Source organism: Mycobacterium kyorinense (genome assembly GCF_001672775.1).
Lineage (GTDB): Bacteria > Actinomycetota > Actinomycetes > Mycobacteriales > Mycobacteriaceae > Mycobacterium > Mycobacterium kyorinense_A.
In genome coordinates, this window is sequence record NZ_LZKJ01000093.1 from 34,782 (window position 1) to 52,023 (window position 17,242).

Consider the following 17,242-nt stretch of genomic DNA (forward strand, 5'->3'; position numbering starts at 1 on the left):
ATGGAGCTTGATGTCCGGTCGCTTCTGCTGACGCGCGGACAGGCAATGGAGCGCGACGCAGGACTTCCGTTGACGCGCGGACAGTTGGACATTTGGCTTGCGCAGGAGACGGGTCAATCCTGCACGGAGTGGCAACTCGGTCTATTCGTGAAAATTGCGGGCGCGGTAGAACGTGATGCGCTCGAGTGGACGATCCGTCGAGTGATTCAAGAGGCTGAACCGGTCAGGGCCGCAATCTTCGAAGTCGATGGGCAAGTTTTTCAAAAACCTGTCGATTACCCGGATGTCCAGCTGGAATTCAGCGACCTGACCGGTTCCCGCGAGCCGGTGCGGGAAGCGCAGCGGCTAGCAGCATCGATCCAGCGCACGCCAATGCCGCTCAGCGGCCCGCTGTTCAAATTCGCGTTGTTCCAGACGCGGGTTGATGAATTTTATTTATTCGGGTGCGGCCACCATATCGTCGTCGATGGCTCGGGCATTGCGTTGGTCGGTCATCGGATTGCGACCGTCTATTCTGCAATTGTTTCTGGGTCCCCCATCCCCCCTGCCGTCTTCGGGTCATTGCAGGACTTGGTCGATTCTGAATTTGAATACGAAGCGTCAACCGACTATCTCGAAGATCAGGAGTATTGGAATAGGAATCTGCCGGCCGAGCGGGGACCGAATTATCGGTCCCCGCTGGGCTCGAATGACGGTGATTCGTATTGGCCGTCTGCGCCGGTTCGATTGGACCCGGTAGTCCTTCGCCGAGTCGAAGAGTTATCTCGCGTCTGGAATGTACCTCGGTCATCGGTCATCACTGCGGCCTGCGCTCTTTTGGTGCGGGCGTGGTGTTCCGAAGGTTTGGAGGTGGCGCTGGACTTTCCGGTGACCAGACGAGTCCATCCGGAGTCGAAAACGCTTCCCGGGATGGTCGCCGGGGTCGTGCCGTTGGTATTGACGGTTTCACCCGGAACCACAGTGACCGAATTTTGTGGGCATGTTGACACCCAAATACGAGAAGCGCTGCAACATCAGCGGTTTCCGGTGCAAGCCCTTGAGCGAAAGGCCCGCTCGCGCGGCGCGGCGCAGCCACTCGATCGGGTGAGCGTCAATTTCCTGCCGGCCGCATTCACTCTCGATTTCGGTGGTGTCGCGGCATCGGCATCATTGACCAACGCCGGTCTCGTGGACGGCTTTGGGCTGATCTTCTCTGGCAGCGGCGACGATCTTTTTCTCAGCACATTGGGCGCTGGGCATCCATTGTCGAATTTCGGTGTCGGCGATTTGGCGAAGCGGTTGGAATCAGTGTTGGCGACGATGACCGCCGACCCGGGACACCAGTTGTCGTCGCTGGATGTGTTGGATGCCGGTGAGCATGCCCGACTGGACGACTGGGGCAACCGGGCGGTGTTGACTGCGCCGGCACCTGTCGCAGCGTCGATTCCGGCGTTGTGGGCTGCGCAGGTGGCGCGCACCCCGGAGGCGCTGGCGCTGACCTTCGAAGGCCGCTCCATGACTTACCTCGAAGTCGAGGAAGCCGCGAATCGGCTGGGACATCTGCTGACTGCGCACGGCGCGGGCCCGGGCGAGTGTGTGGCGCTGCTGTTTTCCCGGTCGGCTGAGGCGATCGTGGCAATCTTGGCGGTGCTCAAGACGGGGGCGGCGTATGTGCCGATGGATTCGGCGCTACCGGCGGCCCGCATTGAGTTCATGCTCGCCGATGCCGCGCCGATCGCCGCGATCACCACGACGGGCCTGCGGTCTCAGTTGGACGGGTGCGATCTGCTGCTCATCGATGTCGACGACGCCCGCATCGACGCCCAGCCGAGCACAGCTCTCCCGGCGCCAAGCCCTGATGACGTCGCCTACCTCATCTACACCTCGGGCACTACCGGTGTCCCCAAGGGCGTCGCCGTCACCCACCACAACGTGACCCAGCTGGTGAAGTCGCTGCAGGCCGACCTAAAGCCGGTCGGTCAGGTGTGGACGCAGTGGCATTCGCTGGCCTTTGACGTGTCGGTGTGGGAGATCTGGGGCGCGCTGCTGCACGGTGGGCGGCTGGTGGTGGTGCCCGAGTCGGCAGTCGGTGCACCCGACGACTTCCATGCCTTACTGGTCGCCGAAAAAGTTGGCGTTTTGAGCCAAACCCCTTCTGCCGTAGGGATGTTGTCGTCGCATGGCTTGGACTCGATGGCGTTGGTGGTGGCCGGCGAGGATTGCCCGACTGAGGTAGTGGACCGGTGGGCGCCGGGCCGGGTGATGATCAACGCCTATGGCCCGACCGAGGCCACGGTGTATGCGGCGATGACCGCGCCGTTGGCAGCCGGGTCGAGTGTGGTACCGATCGGCTCGCCGGTCAGCGGCGCGGCCTTGTTCGTGCTGGACGCGTGGTTACGCCCGGTGCCGGCCGGCGTGGTCGCCGAGTTGTATGTCGCCGGTGCCGGGGTGGGTTGCGGTTATTGGCGACGCCCGAGCTTGACGGGTTCGCGATTTGTGGCTTGCCCGTTCGGGATTCCGGGGGCGCGGATGTACCGCACCGGGGATCTGGTGTATTGGGACGCCGAGGGTCAACTGCAGTACCTCGGCCGCGCCGATGAGCAGGTCAAGATCCGCGGGTACCGCATCGAGCTCGGTGAGGTACGCGCGGCCTTGGCCGAGCTGGACGGGGTAGAGCAGGCGGTGGTGATCGCCCGCGAGGACCGCCCCGGCGACAAGCGTCTGGTGGGCTATGTCATCGGCACAGCGGATGCCGCGGAACTGCGGGCCGCACTGGCCGAGCGGCTTCCGTCGTACATGGTGCCTTCCGCGGTAGTAGCGCTGGAGGCGCTGCCGCTAACACCGAACGGCAAACTCGACAAGCGCGCTTTACCGGCACCGGAGTACGGGGACCTTGATCACTACCGCCCCCCGGCCAACGCGGTTGAGGAGATTCTGGCCGGCATCTTCGCCCGGGTGCTCGACGTAGAGCGCGTCGGCGTGGATGACTCGTTTTTCGACCTGGGCGGGGATTCGCTTCTCGCGATGCGGGTCGTCGCGGCGGTCAATACCGGTCTGAACGCGGCTCTTTCGGCGCGCGCGTTGTTTGAAGCTCCCACGGTTGCCCAGTTGGCGCCCCATATCACTGAGGGGCCGGGCGGGCGGCCGCGGCTGACACCGGTTGAGCGGCCGGACGTGGTGCCATTGTCGTTTGCTCAGCAGCGGTTGTGGTTCCTCGACCGGTTCGAGGGCGGGGCCGCGACCTACAACATGCCGGCCGCCTTTCGGATCAGCGGCCCAGTGGCCGTCGAGGCGCTGCACGCGGCGATGGCCGATGTGGTGGGCCGCCATGAGACCCTGCGCACCGTGTTCCCGGCGGTTGAGGGGGCACCCCAGCAAATAGTGATCCCAGCCGAACGGGCCGATTTCGGATGGGACGTTGTCGATGCGACCGAATGGTCAGAAAGCCGGCTGGATGAGGCGGTTAGCGCCGCAGTACGGTACAGCTTCGACTTGGCGACCGAGATTCCCTTGCGGGCATGGCTTTTCCGTGTCGGCGATGACGAGCACGTACTGGTGGCCGTGGTGCACCATATCGCCGGGGACGGTTGGTCGATTAGCCCTCTCGTGCGTGATCTGAGTACGGCCTATACCAGCCGGTGTGCCGGGCAAGCCCCCGGTTGGGCGCCGTTACCGGTCCAGTACGCCGATTACACGCTGTGGCAGCGTGCGCAGTTTGGTGATCTGGCCGACAGCGAGAGTCCAATTGCTGCCCAGCTGGCTTATTGGGAGAAGACCCTAATCGGGCTGCCCGAGTACCTACGATTGCCCACCGACCGGCCCTACCCGCCGATTGCTGACTACCACGGCGCCAGCGTGCCCGTGGACTGGCCCGTCGAGCTACAGCAGCGGGTTGCAGCGGTGGCCCGCGAGCACAACACGACTGGCTTCATGGTGATACAGGCCGCGCTGGCGGCGCTGCTGGGCAAGCTCAGCGGGAGTCCTGATGTGGCAGTGGGGTTCCCGGTTGCCGGGCGTCGTGACCCTGCGCTGGATGAGCTGGTGGGGTTCTTCGTCAACACGTTGGTCTTACGTGTCGATCTGGATGGGGATCCCACCGTCGAGCAGCTGCTGGCCCAAGTGCGGGCGCGCAGTTTGGAGGCGTTCGAACACCAAGATGTGCCGTTCGAGGTTCTGGTCGATCGACTCAATCCCACCCGAAGCCTGACCCACCACCCATTGGTTCAGGTCGTATTCGCGTGGCAGAACTTCCCTGGGCAAGACACCGATCCGTTGCGCCGGGTCAGCTTTGACGATCTGCAGATCGCACCGATGCCGGTGGACACCCAGGCTGCCCGTACGGATTTGGTGCTATTCCTCGGCGAACGGTGGGACGAAACCGGTGAACCTGCCGGGATCTACGGAGTGGTGGAATTTCGGACCGACGTTTTCGACCCGGGCAGAATCGAAGCGTTGATCGAGCGGCTGCGGCGGGTGTTGGTCGGTATGACGACCGATCCCGATCGACGGCTCTCGTCGATAGACCTGCTCGATGCCGACGAGCGCGCCCAGCTGGATAGGTGGGGCAACCGGGCGGTCTTGACCCGCCGCGCTTCCCCGCCGGTGTCGATTCCGGCGTTGTTCGCCGCGCAGACGGCGCGCGCTCCGGAGGCAGTTGCGCTGGTTTTCGAGGGCCGCTCGATGACTTATCGCGAGTTGGACGAGGACTCCAACCGGTTGGCACACCTGTTGGCGGGCCACGGGGCGGGCCCGGGACAGACTGTGGCGCTTCTATTTTCACGTTCCGCCCAGGCGATCGTGGCAATGTTGGCGGTTTTGAAGACCGGCGCGGCGTATGTGCCAATCGACCCGGCGTATCCCGAAGCCAGGATCAAATTCACCATCGAGGACGCCGCAGCCATGGCCGCGATCACCACGACCGCACTGGCCGAACGGTTGCATGGGTATGACCTGACGGTCATCGACATTGATGACCCTGCGGTGAGCACTCAGCGCAGCAGTGCCTTGCCGGCACCGGCGGCCGACGACATCGCCTACCTGATCTACACCTCAGGTACTACCGGTCTGCCCAAGGGGGTGGCAGTCACTCACCACAACGCGACCCAAATGCTGGCGTCGCGGGATCTCGTCGTGCCCCAAGCAGGGGTGCGGCCGCAGTGCCACACCTTGGCCTTCGACACCTCGGTGTGGGAGATCTTCGGTTCCCTGGTGCAGGGTGGACGACTGGTGGTGGTGCCCGAGTCGGTCGCGCGCTCGCCAGAAGACTTGCATGCGTTGCTGGTTAGCGAAGGCGTCAGCATGTTCGCCCAAACGCCGTCTGCGGTGGCGGCGTTGTCCCCAGAGGGGCTGGAGTCGGCGACGTTGTTCGTAGCCGGCGAGGCCTGCCCGGCCGAGGTGGTCAATCGGTGGGCGCCGGGCCGGGTGATGCGCAATGCCTACGGCCCGACCGAGACGACGATGGTGGTGGCGATCAGTGCGCCGTTGCGGCCGGGCCCCGGTGTCGTGCCGATCGGGTCGCCCATACCTGAGGCGGCGTTGTTTGTGCTCGATCAATGGTTGCGTCCGGTGCCCGCTGGTGTGGCGGGTGAGTTGTATGTGGCCGGTGCCGGGGTGGCCTGTGGGTATGTGCGCCGCAGCGCGCTGACGGCGTCGCGGTTTGTGGCGTGCCCGTTCGGGGGCGCGGAGGCGCCCGGACGACGTATGTATCGCACCGGGGATCTGGTGTGTTGGCGCCCCGACGGCCAGCTGGACTACTTCGGGCGTGCCGACGAACAGGTCAAGATCCGCGGCCATCGCATCGAACTCGGGGAGATCGAGGCCGCGTTGGCGGCGCATCCTCGGGTGGGGCAGGCGGTGGTCGTCGCTCACACGGACACCCGGACAGCGGGAGCCGGCGACGAGCCGAGCAACAAACGGTTGGTCGGCTATGTGGTGCTGGATCAGGAGATGATCCTGACCCGAGAGCCCGGGCGAGAAACGAAGCTCGTTGCGCAGTGGCAGGAACTTTATCGGGGCCTCTATTCGGGGTTGGCGTCGACGACGCACACCCCGGTTGCGTTGGGAGACGAGTTCGCAGGCTGGGACAGCAGCTATACGGGCAACCCGATTCCGCTTGAGGAGATGCGGGAATGGCGCGCTGCTGCCGTGGAACGAATCCGCGGCTTGCGCGGGGCACGGGTACTCGAGATCGGCGTCGGCTCCGGGCTGTTGCTTGCGGAGTTGGCACCCGAGTGCGCCGAATATTGGGGCACAGATTTCGCCGCGCCGACAATCCAGACGTTGCAGGCGGCGGTAGCCGGGCAGCCGTGGGGTGATCGGGTCCGGCTGCGGGTGCAGCCGGCCGACGTGGCCGACGGCTTACCGGACGGGCATTTCGATGTCGTGGTCCTCAACTCGGTAGCCCAATACTTCCCGAGCGCGGGATATCTGCTTGATGTGCTGGCAATAGCGATGCGATTGCTGGCACCCGGCGGGGCGTTGTTCATCGGCGACGTGCGCAACCTGTCGTTGTTGCGAGCGTTCACCACCGGTGTGGTGTGCGCTAATCCGACCGGTGGCGAGGACAGTGCCGCTGTCGTGGCCGAGCGGGTGCGCCGGGATATGCTTGCCGAGCACGAACTGCTCTTGGCGCCGGAGTTTTTCGCGGCTTTGCCGCAGCGCCTTCCCGAAATCGGCGCCGTGGACGTCCAACTCAAGCAGATGCGGGCGGTCAACGAACTCAGCGGTTACCGATACGACGTGGTGCTGCGTAAGGCGCCGGTACCGGTGCGCCCCCTGAGGGACCTACCGTCGCAACCGTGGCAACAGTTCGGAACCTTGGCCGGCCTGGCCGACTATCTGCAGTCGCAGCGGCTGCCGGAATTGCGTGTAACGGGCGTGCCGCACAGCGGAATCTGGTCTGAGGTGGCGCTGGCGCGAGCGCTGGCTCAGTCCAGCGGTCGGGTTCCGATCAGCGAGTTGCGCGCCGGCCTCTCCGCACCCGATGGGGTATTGCCACACCAGTGTCATGCGTTGGGCCAGGAACTGGGATATGCGACGGGGGTGACGTGGTCGCCGACTACTGGCCTGGTGGATCTGATCTTCACTCACCCCGCTGCACCGGCCAACGGCTCGGGGCCGGCAGCGTTGTCGGATCTGTATCTGCCGGCCGCGCCGGTCAATTCACTGGCCGGGTATGTCAACGACCCGGCGGCGATCGAGCGAGTCACTGAGCTGCGTCGCTTTGTGGCCGAAAGGTTGCCGGACTTTATGGTGCCGGCGGCGGTCATGGTGGTGGAGTCGCTGCCATTGACGGTCAACGGCAAACTTGATCGCCGAGCATTGCCAGCTCCGGAGTTCGTCAGCGGGGTGGCCTATCGGGCGCCGCGCGATCAACGCGAGCAGACGTTAACCGCACTGTTCGGCGAGGTTCTCGGCGTGACGCGCGTCGGCATCGACGAGTCGTTCTTCGACCTGGGCGGTCATTCCCTGTCTGCGACACGGCTGCAGGCGCGGGTGCGGTCTGAACTGGGTGTGGAGGTGCCGATCCGGGCGTTGTTCGATACGCCCACGGTGGCTGCGTTGGCCGAATGGATGAGTGCGCATGACGAGGAAGGTGTCGGCGCAGCCTTGACAGCCCAGCCGCGCCCTGCGGCAATTCCGTTGTCGTATGCGCAGCAGCGATTGTGGTTTTTGGAGCAGTTACAAGGCCCCTCACCGATTTACAACATGGCGACCGCTTACCGATTCAGCGGGACGTTGGATGTCGAGGCATTGGGTGCGGCGTTGGGCGATGTGGTGGCCCGCCATGAGAGTCTGCGCACCCTGTTCACCGCAGTCGAGGGAACGCCTCAGCAAGTGGTGATCCCCGTTGAGCGGGCCGAGTTGGGTTGGCAGGTCGTCGATGCCGCTGGTTGGTCATCGCAGCGGCTGAGCGATGCGGTGGCTGCGGCGGCACGTTACTCCTTTGACTTGTCAGCCGAGATTCCGTTGCGTGCAACGCTTTTCCGGGTTTCTACTGATGAGCATGTGTTGGTGGCGGTGGCTCACCATATTGCCGCTGACGGCTGGTCGGTCACTCCGTTGGTGCGGGATCTGGGCGTGGCGTATGCCAGTCGCTGTGTCGGGCAGGCTCCGGGCTGGGCGGCGCTTCCGGTGCAGTATGTCGATTACACGTTGTGGCAGCGTGAGCAGTTGGGGGATCTGGCTGATAGCGAGAGTCGGATCGCCGGGCAGCTGGCCTATTGGGAGCAGGCGTTGGCGGGGCTGCCTGAGCGGCTGCAGTTGCCCACCGATCGGCCGTATCCGCCGGTGGCCGATTACCGCGGTGCCAGTGTGGCCGTGGATTGGCCGGCGCAGCTGCAGCAGCAGATCGCCCGGGTGGCTGGTGAGCACCATGCGACGAGTTTCATGGTGGTGCAGGCCGCGTTGGCGGTGTTGTTGTCCAAGCTGAGCGCCAGCTGCGATGTGGCGGTGGGGTTCCCGATCGCGGGGCGCCGCGATCCAGCGCTGGACGAATTGGTGGGCTTTTTCGTCAACACGTTGGTGTTGCGGGTTGATCTGGCCGGTGATCCCACCGTGGCTGAGCTGTTGGGGCAAATACGGCAGCGCAGCCTGGCCGCTTACGAACATCAAGACGTGCCGTTCGAAGTTCTGGTGGAGCGGCTAAATCCCACCCGTAGCCTGACTCATCACCCGTTGGTGCAGGTGTTGTTGGCCTGGCAGAACCTTCCGGCCCAGAACACCGATCCTGCGGGATTCGCCTTGGGTGACCTCGAGGTCGCCCCGCTATCGGCGGGCACCCACACCGCCCGCGTCGACCTGACATTCTCGCTGGCCGAAAACTGGGACGAAACTGGCAGGCCCACTGGGGTTTCCGGGACAGTGGAATTTCGTACCGACGTGTTTGACGCGGCCAGCATCCAAGTGCTCGTCGGGCGATTGCAGCAGGTGCTGACGGCGATCACTGCCGAGCCCACTCGGCGGCTGTCGTCGATCGGGCTGCTCGATGCGGCCGAGCAGGCCCGGCTTGATGGGTGGGGCAACCGGGCGGTGTTGGCTGCGCCCACACCCGTCGGGGCGTCGATTCCGGAGTTGTTCGACGTCCAGGTGGTGCGCGCCCCGGACGCGGTGGCGCTGGTGTGCGGCGACGATTCCTGCACGTACCGGGAGTTGGACGAAGCGTCGAACCGATTGGCACACTTACTGGTTGCTCACGGCGTGGGCCCAGGACAGTGTGTGGCATTGCTGTTTTCGCGGTCGGCCGAGGCGATCGCTGCGATTCTGGCGGTGCTCAAGACCGGGGCGGCATATCTGCCGATCGACCCGGTGGTGCCGGCGGCACGGATGCAGTTCATGATCGCCGATGCCGCGCCCATCGTCGCGATCACCACGGTCGACCTGGCAGGCCGGCTACACGGCTGCAAGCTACCGATCATCGATGTCGATGACCCTCGCGTCACCAACCAGCCCAGTACAGGATTGCCGGTACCGGCCCCCGATGACGTCGCCCACATCATCTACACCTCCGGCACGACGGGGATACCTAAGGGGGTGGCGGTCACCCACCGCAACGTGACACGGCTGTTCGATTCGCTGGATGCCGGGTTGGGACTGGTGCCCGGGCAGGTATGGACACAGTGCCATTCGTTGGCTTTCGACTATTCCGTGTGGGAGATGTGGGGGGCGTTGCTGCACGGTGGCCGGTTGGTGGTGGTGCCCGAGGCGGTGACGCGCTCACCCGATGAGTTCCACGTCCTGCTGGTTGCTGAAAAGGTCAGTGTGTTAAGCCAAACGCCCTCGGCAGTGGGTGTGCTTTCCCCGGAGGGGCTCGAATCGGCGGCGTTGGTGGTGGCCGCCGAGCCGTGTCCGGTCGAGGTGGTAGAGCGGTGGTCGCCCGGACGGGTGATGGTCAACGCGTACGGCCCGACGGAGACCACGGTCTACGCGACGATCAGTGCGCCGCTGACGGCGGGCTCGGGCGTGGTCCCGATCGGGTCACCGGTGCCGGGTGCGGCGTTGTTCGTTCTCGATGCCTGGTTGCGTCCGGTGCCGGCCGGCGTGGCCGGGGAGTTGTACGTGGCCGGGTCGGGGGTGGGCTGTGGGTATGTGCGCCGCGGTGCATTGACGGCATCACGGTTTGTGGCGTGTCCCTTCGGCGGTCTCGGGGCGCGGATGTATCGCACCGGCGATCTGGTGTGTTGGCGCGCTGATGGACAGCTGGACTATTTGGGGCGCGCCGACGAGCAGGTCAAGATCCGCGGCTATCGCATCGAGCTCGGCGAGATCCAGACTGCCTTAGCGCGTTCGGAGGGCGTTGAGCAGGCGGTGGTGGTGGCCCGCGAGGACCGCCCCGGCGACAAACGCCTCGTGGGTTACATCACCGGCACCGCAGACCCCGTCGAACTGCGCGCAGCGTTGGCTGACCGGTTACCGGCCTACATGATCCCCGCGGCGGTGGTGGCCCTGGACGCCTTGCCCCTGACTCCCAACGGGAAACTGGACATCCGCGCCCTGCCGGCACCGGAGTATCACGAGACCGGTCATCGCGTCCCGGCCACCGCCATCGAGGAGATTCTGGCTGGCATCTATGCACGGGTGCTGGGGTTGGAGCGGGTTGGGGTCGACGACTCATTCTTCGATCTGGGTGGGGACAGCATTTCGGCGATGCGGCTGGTCGCCGCGGCCAATACCGCACTGGAGGCCGATCTTTCGGTGCGGGCGGTGTTTGAGGCGCCCACGGTGGCCCAGTTGGCGCCGCGTGTCGGCGGAGGCGAGGGTCAGCGGAAGCCGCTGGTAGCTGTTGAGCGACCGGCGCGGATTCCGTTGTCGCTTGCTCAAAACCGGTTGTGGTTCCTCGACCAGTTACAGGGACCCTCACCGGTCTACAACATGCCGGTAGCGTTGCGGTTAAGCGGACAACTGGATGTCGACGCGTTGGGTGCGGCGCTGGCCGATGTGGTGGGCCGGCACGAGAGCCTCCGCACCCTGTTCCCGGTGGTCGAAGGCGCACCCCAGCAAGTGGTAATTGCGGCCGAGGAGGCCGACTTCGGCTGGGAGGTCGTTGACGCTACCGGTTGGTCGGCGGAGCAGTTAACTGAGGCGGTCAGCGCTGCAGTACGGTACGCGTTCGACTTGACGGCCGAGATTCCGTTGCGGGCAACGGTTTTCCAGGTCGCCGATGATGAGCATGTGTTGGTGGCGGTGGCTCACCATATTGCCGCTGATGGCTGGTCGGTCACTCCGTTGGTGCGGGATCTGGGCGTGTCGTATGCCAGCCGGTGTGTCGGGCAAGCTCCGGGCTGGGCGGCGCTGCCGGTGCAGTATGTCGACTACACGTTGTGGCAGCGCGAGCAGTTGGGGGATTTCGACGATCCCGATAGTCCGATCGCCGCGCAGCTGGCCTACTGGCAGCAGGCATTGGCCGGAATGCCCGATCGCTTGGTGCTGCCGACTGATCGGCCCTACCCCCCGGTGGCTGATCAGCGGGGCGCCAGTGTGGCAGTGGAGTGGCCGGCGCAGCTGCAGCAGCGGATTGCCCGGGTGGCTGGTGAGCACCATGCGACCAGTTTCATGGTGGTGCAGGCCGCGCTGGCGGTGTTGTTGTCCAAGCTGAGCGCCAGTTCAGACGTGGCGGTGGGGATTGCGATCGCCGGGCGTGGTGACCCGGCACTGGATGAGTTGGTGGGATTTTTTGTCAACACGTTGGTGTTGCGGGTTGATCTGGCCGGTGATCCCACCATCGGTGAGCTGCTGGCCCAGGTGCGCGCGCGCAGCCTGGCCGCCTACGAGCACCAAGATGTGCCCTTCGATGTTCTGGTGGAGCGGCTCAACCCCAGTAGGTCACGGAAACATCACCCGCTGATCCAGGTGATGTTGGGTTGGCAGAATCTTCCCGAACAGCGCGAACCGGCAGCCGGGCTGAGGTTGGGTGATGTCCAGGTCAGCCCGCTGAGTGTGGACACCCAAACGGCGCGAATGGATTTGGTGATTTCTTTGGCCGAACGTTTCACCGAGGCCGGTGAGCCCGCCGGGATTGGAGGGGCGGTGGAATTCCGCACCGACATTTTCGATGCACCGAGAATTGAGGCGCTGATCGAGCGGTGGCGGCGAGTGTTGATGGCGCTGACCGCTGACACGAAGCGGCGGTCATGACCGCCGACACAGGGCCGCGGCTGTCGTCGATCGATCTGCTCGATGAGGATGAGCAGGCCCAGCTAGACGAATGGGGCAACCGGGCGGTATTGACTGCGCCGGCGACCGGGCGGGTGTCGATTCCGGTGTTGTTCGGTGCGCAAGTCGAGCGCACGCCTGAGGCGAGGGCGGTGGTCTGCGGCGAGACTTCGTGGACTTATCGCGAACTGGACGAGGCCGCAAACCGGTTGGCGCACTTACTGATTGCTCATGGTGTGGACGCGGGACAACCCGTGGGATTGTTGTTGTCGCGGTCGGCTGACGCGATCGTGGCGATTTTGGCGGTGTTGAAAACCGGGGCGGCATATCTGCCGATCGACCCGGCGGCACCGATGGCGCGGACGCAGTTCATGCTCGCCGATGCCGGACCGGTCGCGGTAATCACCACGACCGGGCTGGCCGACCGGCTCGACGGGCATGACGTACTCGTCATCGACGTGAACGATCCCACTGCGGCCACACAACCCAGCACGGCGCTGCCGGTACCTGCCGCCGACGATATTGCCTACCTGATCTACACCTCGGGCACCACCGGGGTACCCAAGGGGGTGGGCATCACCCACTACAACGTGGTCCAGCTGATCAAGGCACTGGACGCAGCGTTGGCAGGTCAGGTGTGGACGCAGGGTCATTCATTGGCCTTCGACTTTTCGGTGTGGGAGATCTGGGGTGCGTTGCTGCGCGGAGGGCGCCTGGTGGTGGTGCCCGAAGAGGTGGCCGGATCCCCGGAAGACTTCCGCGACCTCCTAGTCGCCGAAGAGGTCAGCGTGCTCACGCAAACGCCGTCTGCGGCGGGAATGCTCTCGCCCGACGGTTTGGGACCGGTGACGCTGCTGGTCGGCGGTGAGGCGTGTCCGGCGGCGGTGGTGGATCGCTGGGCGCCGGGGCGGGTGATGATCAACGCCTACGGTCCGACGGAGACCACGGTGTATGCGGCGATCAGTACACCGCTGGCCGCGGGCACGGGCGTGGTGCCGATCGGTGCGCCGGTAGCCGGGGCGGCGTTGTTCGTGCTCGACGAATCGTTGCAGGCGGTGCCGGCTGGCATTGTCGGGGAGTTGTATGTCGCCGGCACCGGTGTGGGGGTTGGGTATTGGCGCCGCGCGGGGCTGACATCGTCGCGGTTTGTTGCGTGTCCGTTCGGCGGTGCGGGGACACGCATGTATCGCACCGGCGATTTGGTCTGGTGGGGCACTGACGGGCAGTTGCGTTATCTGGGGCGCTCCGATGAGCAGGTGAAGATCCGCGGCTATCGCATTGAACTCGGTGAGGTCCAGGCGGCGTTAAGTGCGCTGGATGGGGTGGAGCAGGCGGTGGTCGTTGACCGCGAAGACCGCCCTGGCGACAAGCGTCTGGTGGGTTACGTCACGGGCACCGCAGATCCCTCACAGATCCGCGCTCGGCTGGCCGAGCGGTTGCCGGCCTACATGATTCCGGCGGCGGTTGTGACACTGGATAGCCTGCCGTTGACGGTCAACGGCAAACTCGACAAGCGAGCTTTGCCGGCACCGCAGTACCAAGACGCCGATGCTTACCGTGCTCCGGCCACCCCTACCGAGGAGATTCTGGCCGGCATTTATGCCCGGGTGCTGGGGCTGGAGCGGGTCGGCGTCGACGACTCATTCTTCGACCTCGGTGGGGATTCACTGTCGGCGATGCGGGTGGTTGTGGCCGTCAATGCCGGCTTGGGCGCCAACGTTGCGGTGCGCACGCTATTCGAGGCCCCCACGGTGGCCCAACTGGCGCCACGTATCGGCGAGGACGGCGACCGCCGCGCGCCGCTGGTGGCCGGCCCGCGGCCGTCGAAGGTCCCGTTGTCGTTCGCGCAGAGCCGGTTGTGGTTTTTGGACCGGTTCGAGGGCGGGGCGGCGACCTACAACATGCCGACCGCGTTTCGGATCAACGGAGCGTTGGATGTCGAGGCACTGGACTCGGCGCTCGATGATGTGATCGCTCGCCATGAAGCGCTGCGCACGATATTTCCCGATGTTGACGGCGTGGCGGTGCAGCAGGTGTTGCCGGCTCAGCCGGGGATGTGGCGGCGCGGCGGTGCTGCCTTGGTGGCGGTGTCTGAGCAGGATGTCGCCAACGAGTTGGTGAGGTTGGCCGGGTATCGGTTTGATCTGTCCAGCGAGATTCCGATTCGTGCCCAGATCTATGCGGCAGGTCCCGAGCGGTATGTGGTGGGGATTGTGGTGCACCACATCGCTTTTGACGGCTGGTCACTGGCTCCGATGGTCCGGGATGTTGGTCAGGCGTATGAGTCGCGTCGGCGCGGCCGTGCACCGGGGTGGCCTGATTTGGCGGTGCAGTATGCCGATTACACGCTGTGGCAACAGGATTGGCTGGGAATCGAGTCTGATCCCGACAGTGTGATTACTTCGCAGTTGGCCTATTGGCGGCAGGAGTTGGCCGATCTGCCCGAGGTGGTGTCGCTGCCGACCGACCGACCTCGCCCGGCGGTGCCCAGCTATCGCGGTGATGTGGTGGAGGTGGGTATCGACCCGCAGCTGTGGGCGGGAGTCAAGGCCTTGGCGGCGGCGCACAACGCGACGGCGTCGATGGTGTTGCAGGCGGTATTGGCCGTGGTGTTGCACCGGGCCGGCGCCGGTGAGGACATCGCGATGGGCACCCCGATCGCCGGGCGGGTCGATGAGGCGCTGGATGATCTGGTCGGGTTTTTCGTCAACACCTGGGTGCTGCGCGTCGGCGTGTCTTCGCAAGATCGGTTTTCCGAGGTGCTGGAGCGGGTGCGGAATAAGGCACTGGATGCCTACAGCAATCAGGATGTGCCGTTCGAGCGGCTGGTCGAACAGCTCAATCCGGTGCGCTCCACGGCGCACCACCCGCTGTTTCAGGTGGGCATGGCCTTCCAGAACAATGCGCGCCCCGAAGTGGCACTCGGCGGAGTCGGCGTCGAGCCGCTGGCCGTGTTCACCCAAACGTCAAAGTTCGACTTAGACATCCAGCTGAGCGAGGTGCCTGGTGAGGAGGCGGGCTCGCCGGTGGCTGCAGGCGTGGTGTTGTATGCCACGGATTTGTTTGACCGGTCCAGCATCGAGCGGTTGGTCGGTTGGTTTGGCCGGGTGATCGAGGCGGCGATCGCTGATGCCTCGGCGGTAGTGGGCCAGGTGTCGTTGCTCGATCGCGGTGAACGAGATCTGTTGCTAATGCAGTGGTCTGGTGTCGGGGTTGAGGCGCCGGTGGGGGCGGCGCCGCAAATATTGGCGGCGGCGGTGGCGGCCGATGCGCAGGCGGTGGCCGTGGTCGACGGTGCGGGCAGCCTGTCGTATGGCGAGTTGGATGCGTGGTCGACGCGGTTGGCGCGGGTGCTGATCGAGGCCGGGGTGGGTCCGGAGCGCGCGGTGGGCGTGGCGATGGATCGGTGTGTGGAGTTGGTGGTGGCCTGGTGGGCCATCGTCAAGGCCGGCGGCACCTACGTGCCGGTGGATCGTTCGCATCCGGTGGAGCGCATCGCCGCGGTGTTGGATGCGGCAGGGGCAGTGTGTGTATTGGCCTGCGGTGGCGACGATGTCGCCGCCGCTGGGGCGCGGCCGGTACTGCGCATCGACGAGCTGGATGTCTCGGGACGCCGTGCTGATCCGATCACCCAGGCCGATCGACTCGCGCCGTTGGGGGCCGACAACGGCGCGTACGTGATTTTCACGTCGGGGTCGACCGGGGTGCCCAAGGGGGTAACGGTCAGCCATGCCGGACTGTTGGGGGTGGCTGCGGCGCAACGCGAGCTGCTCGGCTTGGGTGACCATGCGCGGGTCTTGATGGTGGCCGCGCCGACCTTTGATGCCTCGGTGTTCGAGATGTTGTGGGCCGCGGGGTCGGGCGCGGCGGTGGTAGTGGCACCGCCGGGGGTGTATGCCGGCGAGGCTCTGACGGGGTTACTGCACGACCACCGCGTTAGCGCGGCAGTGGTGACGCCGACGGTATTGGCATCGCTGGACCGGGGTCGGCTCGACGACCTGGGCACGCTGCTGACGATGGGAGAGGCCTGCCCGAGCGAGTTAATGGCTGCTTGGGCGCCGGGCCGGGTGATGATCAATGCTTACGGGCCGACCGAGACCACGATTTGGGCCACCGGTAGCGCGCCGTTAGTGGCAGGGCAGCCGATCAGTATTGGTGGCCCCATTGCGGGGGTACGCGCATGGGTGCTTGACGGGTGGTTGTCCCCAGCGCCGGTCGGAGTGGTCGGTGAGTTGTATCTGGGTGGCCCCGCGATAGCGCGTGGCTATGTGGGCCGGTCGGGGCTGACCGCGGAACGGTTTGTGGCCAACCCCTTTGGCGGTGCCGGTACGCGGATGTATCGCACTGGGGATCTGGTGCGCTGGCGCGCTGAGGGGCAATTGGACTATGTGGGCCGCGCTGACGCGCAGGTCAAGCTGCGTGGGCAGCGTATCGAGTTGGGCGAGATCGAAAACACGCTGTTGGCTTGCCCGCAAGTCGCTGGGGCCGCCGCCAGCGTGCACCACAGCGCTACCGGCGCACAGTTGATCGCCTACGTAACTCTTGAGGACATCGCCAGCGCCGAGGACGACACCCAGACCGTTGAGGGGTGGCAGCACCTCTATGACGAGTTGTACGGCGCTGAGGTCGCGGCGCCGGAATTCGGTATGGATTTTCGGGGCTGGAATAGCAGCTACACGGAAAAGCCGATTCCACTGCAGGAGATGGCCGAGTGGCGCGCGGCCACCGTGGAGCGGATCCGTGCATTGCATCCGGCGCGGGTGCTGGAGATCGGGGTCGGTTCGGGGCTGGTGCTCTCGCAAGTCGCCCCCCAGTGTGAGCACTATGTCGGCACAGACATGTCCGCGGCAGCGATCACGGGCCTGCAGGCGGCGGTGGCCGCACAGCCCTGGGGTGAGCGAGTCGAATTACGTTGCCAGGCCGCCGATGTCATCGAAGCGCTGCCCCACGGCTATTTCGACACCGTCATTGTCAACTCTGTCATCCAATATTTCCCTAACGCCGCCTATCTGCGCCACGTCATCGACAACGCTTTGCAATTGGTAGCCCCGGGTGGCGCGCTGTTCATCGGCGATGTGCGCAACCACAGCCTGCAAAGCGCGTTGCAGACTGG

2 protein-coding genes (1 of these 2 running past the window's edge) are annotated in these 17,242 nt (G+C 65.2%); both read left to right on the forward strand.

Features of this window, described 5'->3' with window-relative positions; translation table 11 throughout:
- A complete protein-coding gene (locus tag A5707_RS24750; RefSeq protein WP_065014384.1) occupies window positions 1-12,111 on the forward strand; it encodes an amino acid adenylation domain-containing protein in 12,111 nt (4,036 codons plus the stop codon).
- A protein-coding gene (locus A5707_RS10235) for a non-ribosomal peptide synthetase (protein WP_065014385.1) crosses the window boundary here: on the forward strand, window positions 12,108-17,242 show its 5' portion. The gene runs 22,084 nt beyond the window's last position; only the first 5,135 of its 27,219 coding nucleotides appear in the window; its start codon is at window positions 12,108-12,110; its stop codon lies beyond the right edge, outside the window. The genes A5707_RS24750 and A5707_RS10235 overlap by 4 nt, the downstream gene beginning before the upstream one ends.

Bases quoted from the DNA above. Each gene is read 5' to 3' on its own strand.
- A5707_RS24750 (WP_065014384.1), top strand. From the start codon at position 1: ATGGAGCTTGATGTCCGGTCGCTTCTGCTGACGCGCGGACAGGCAATG.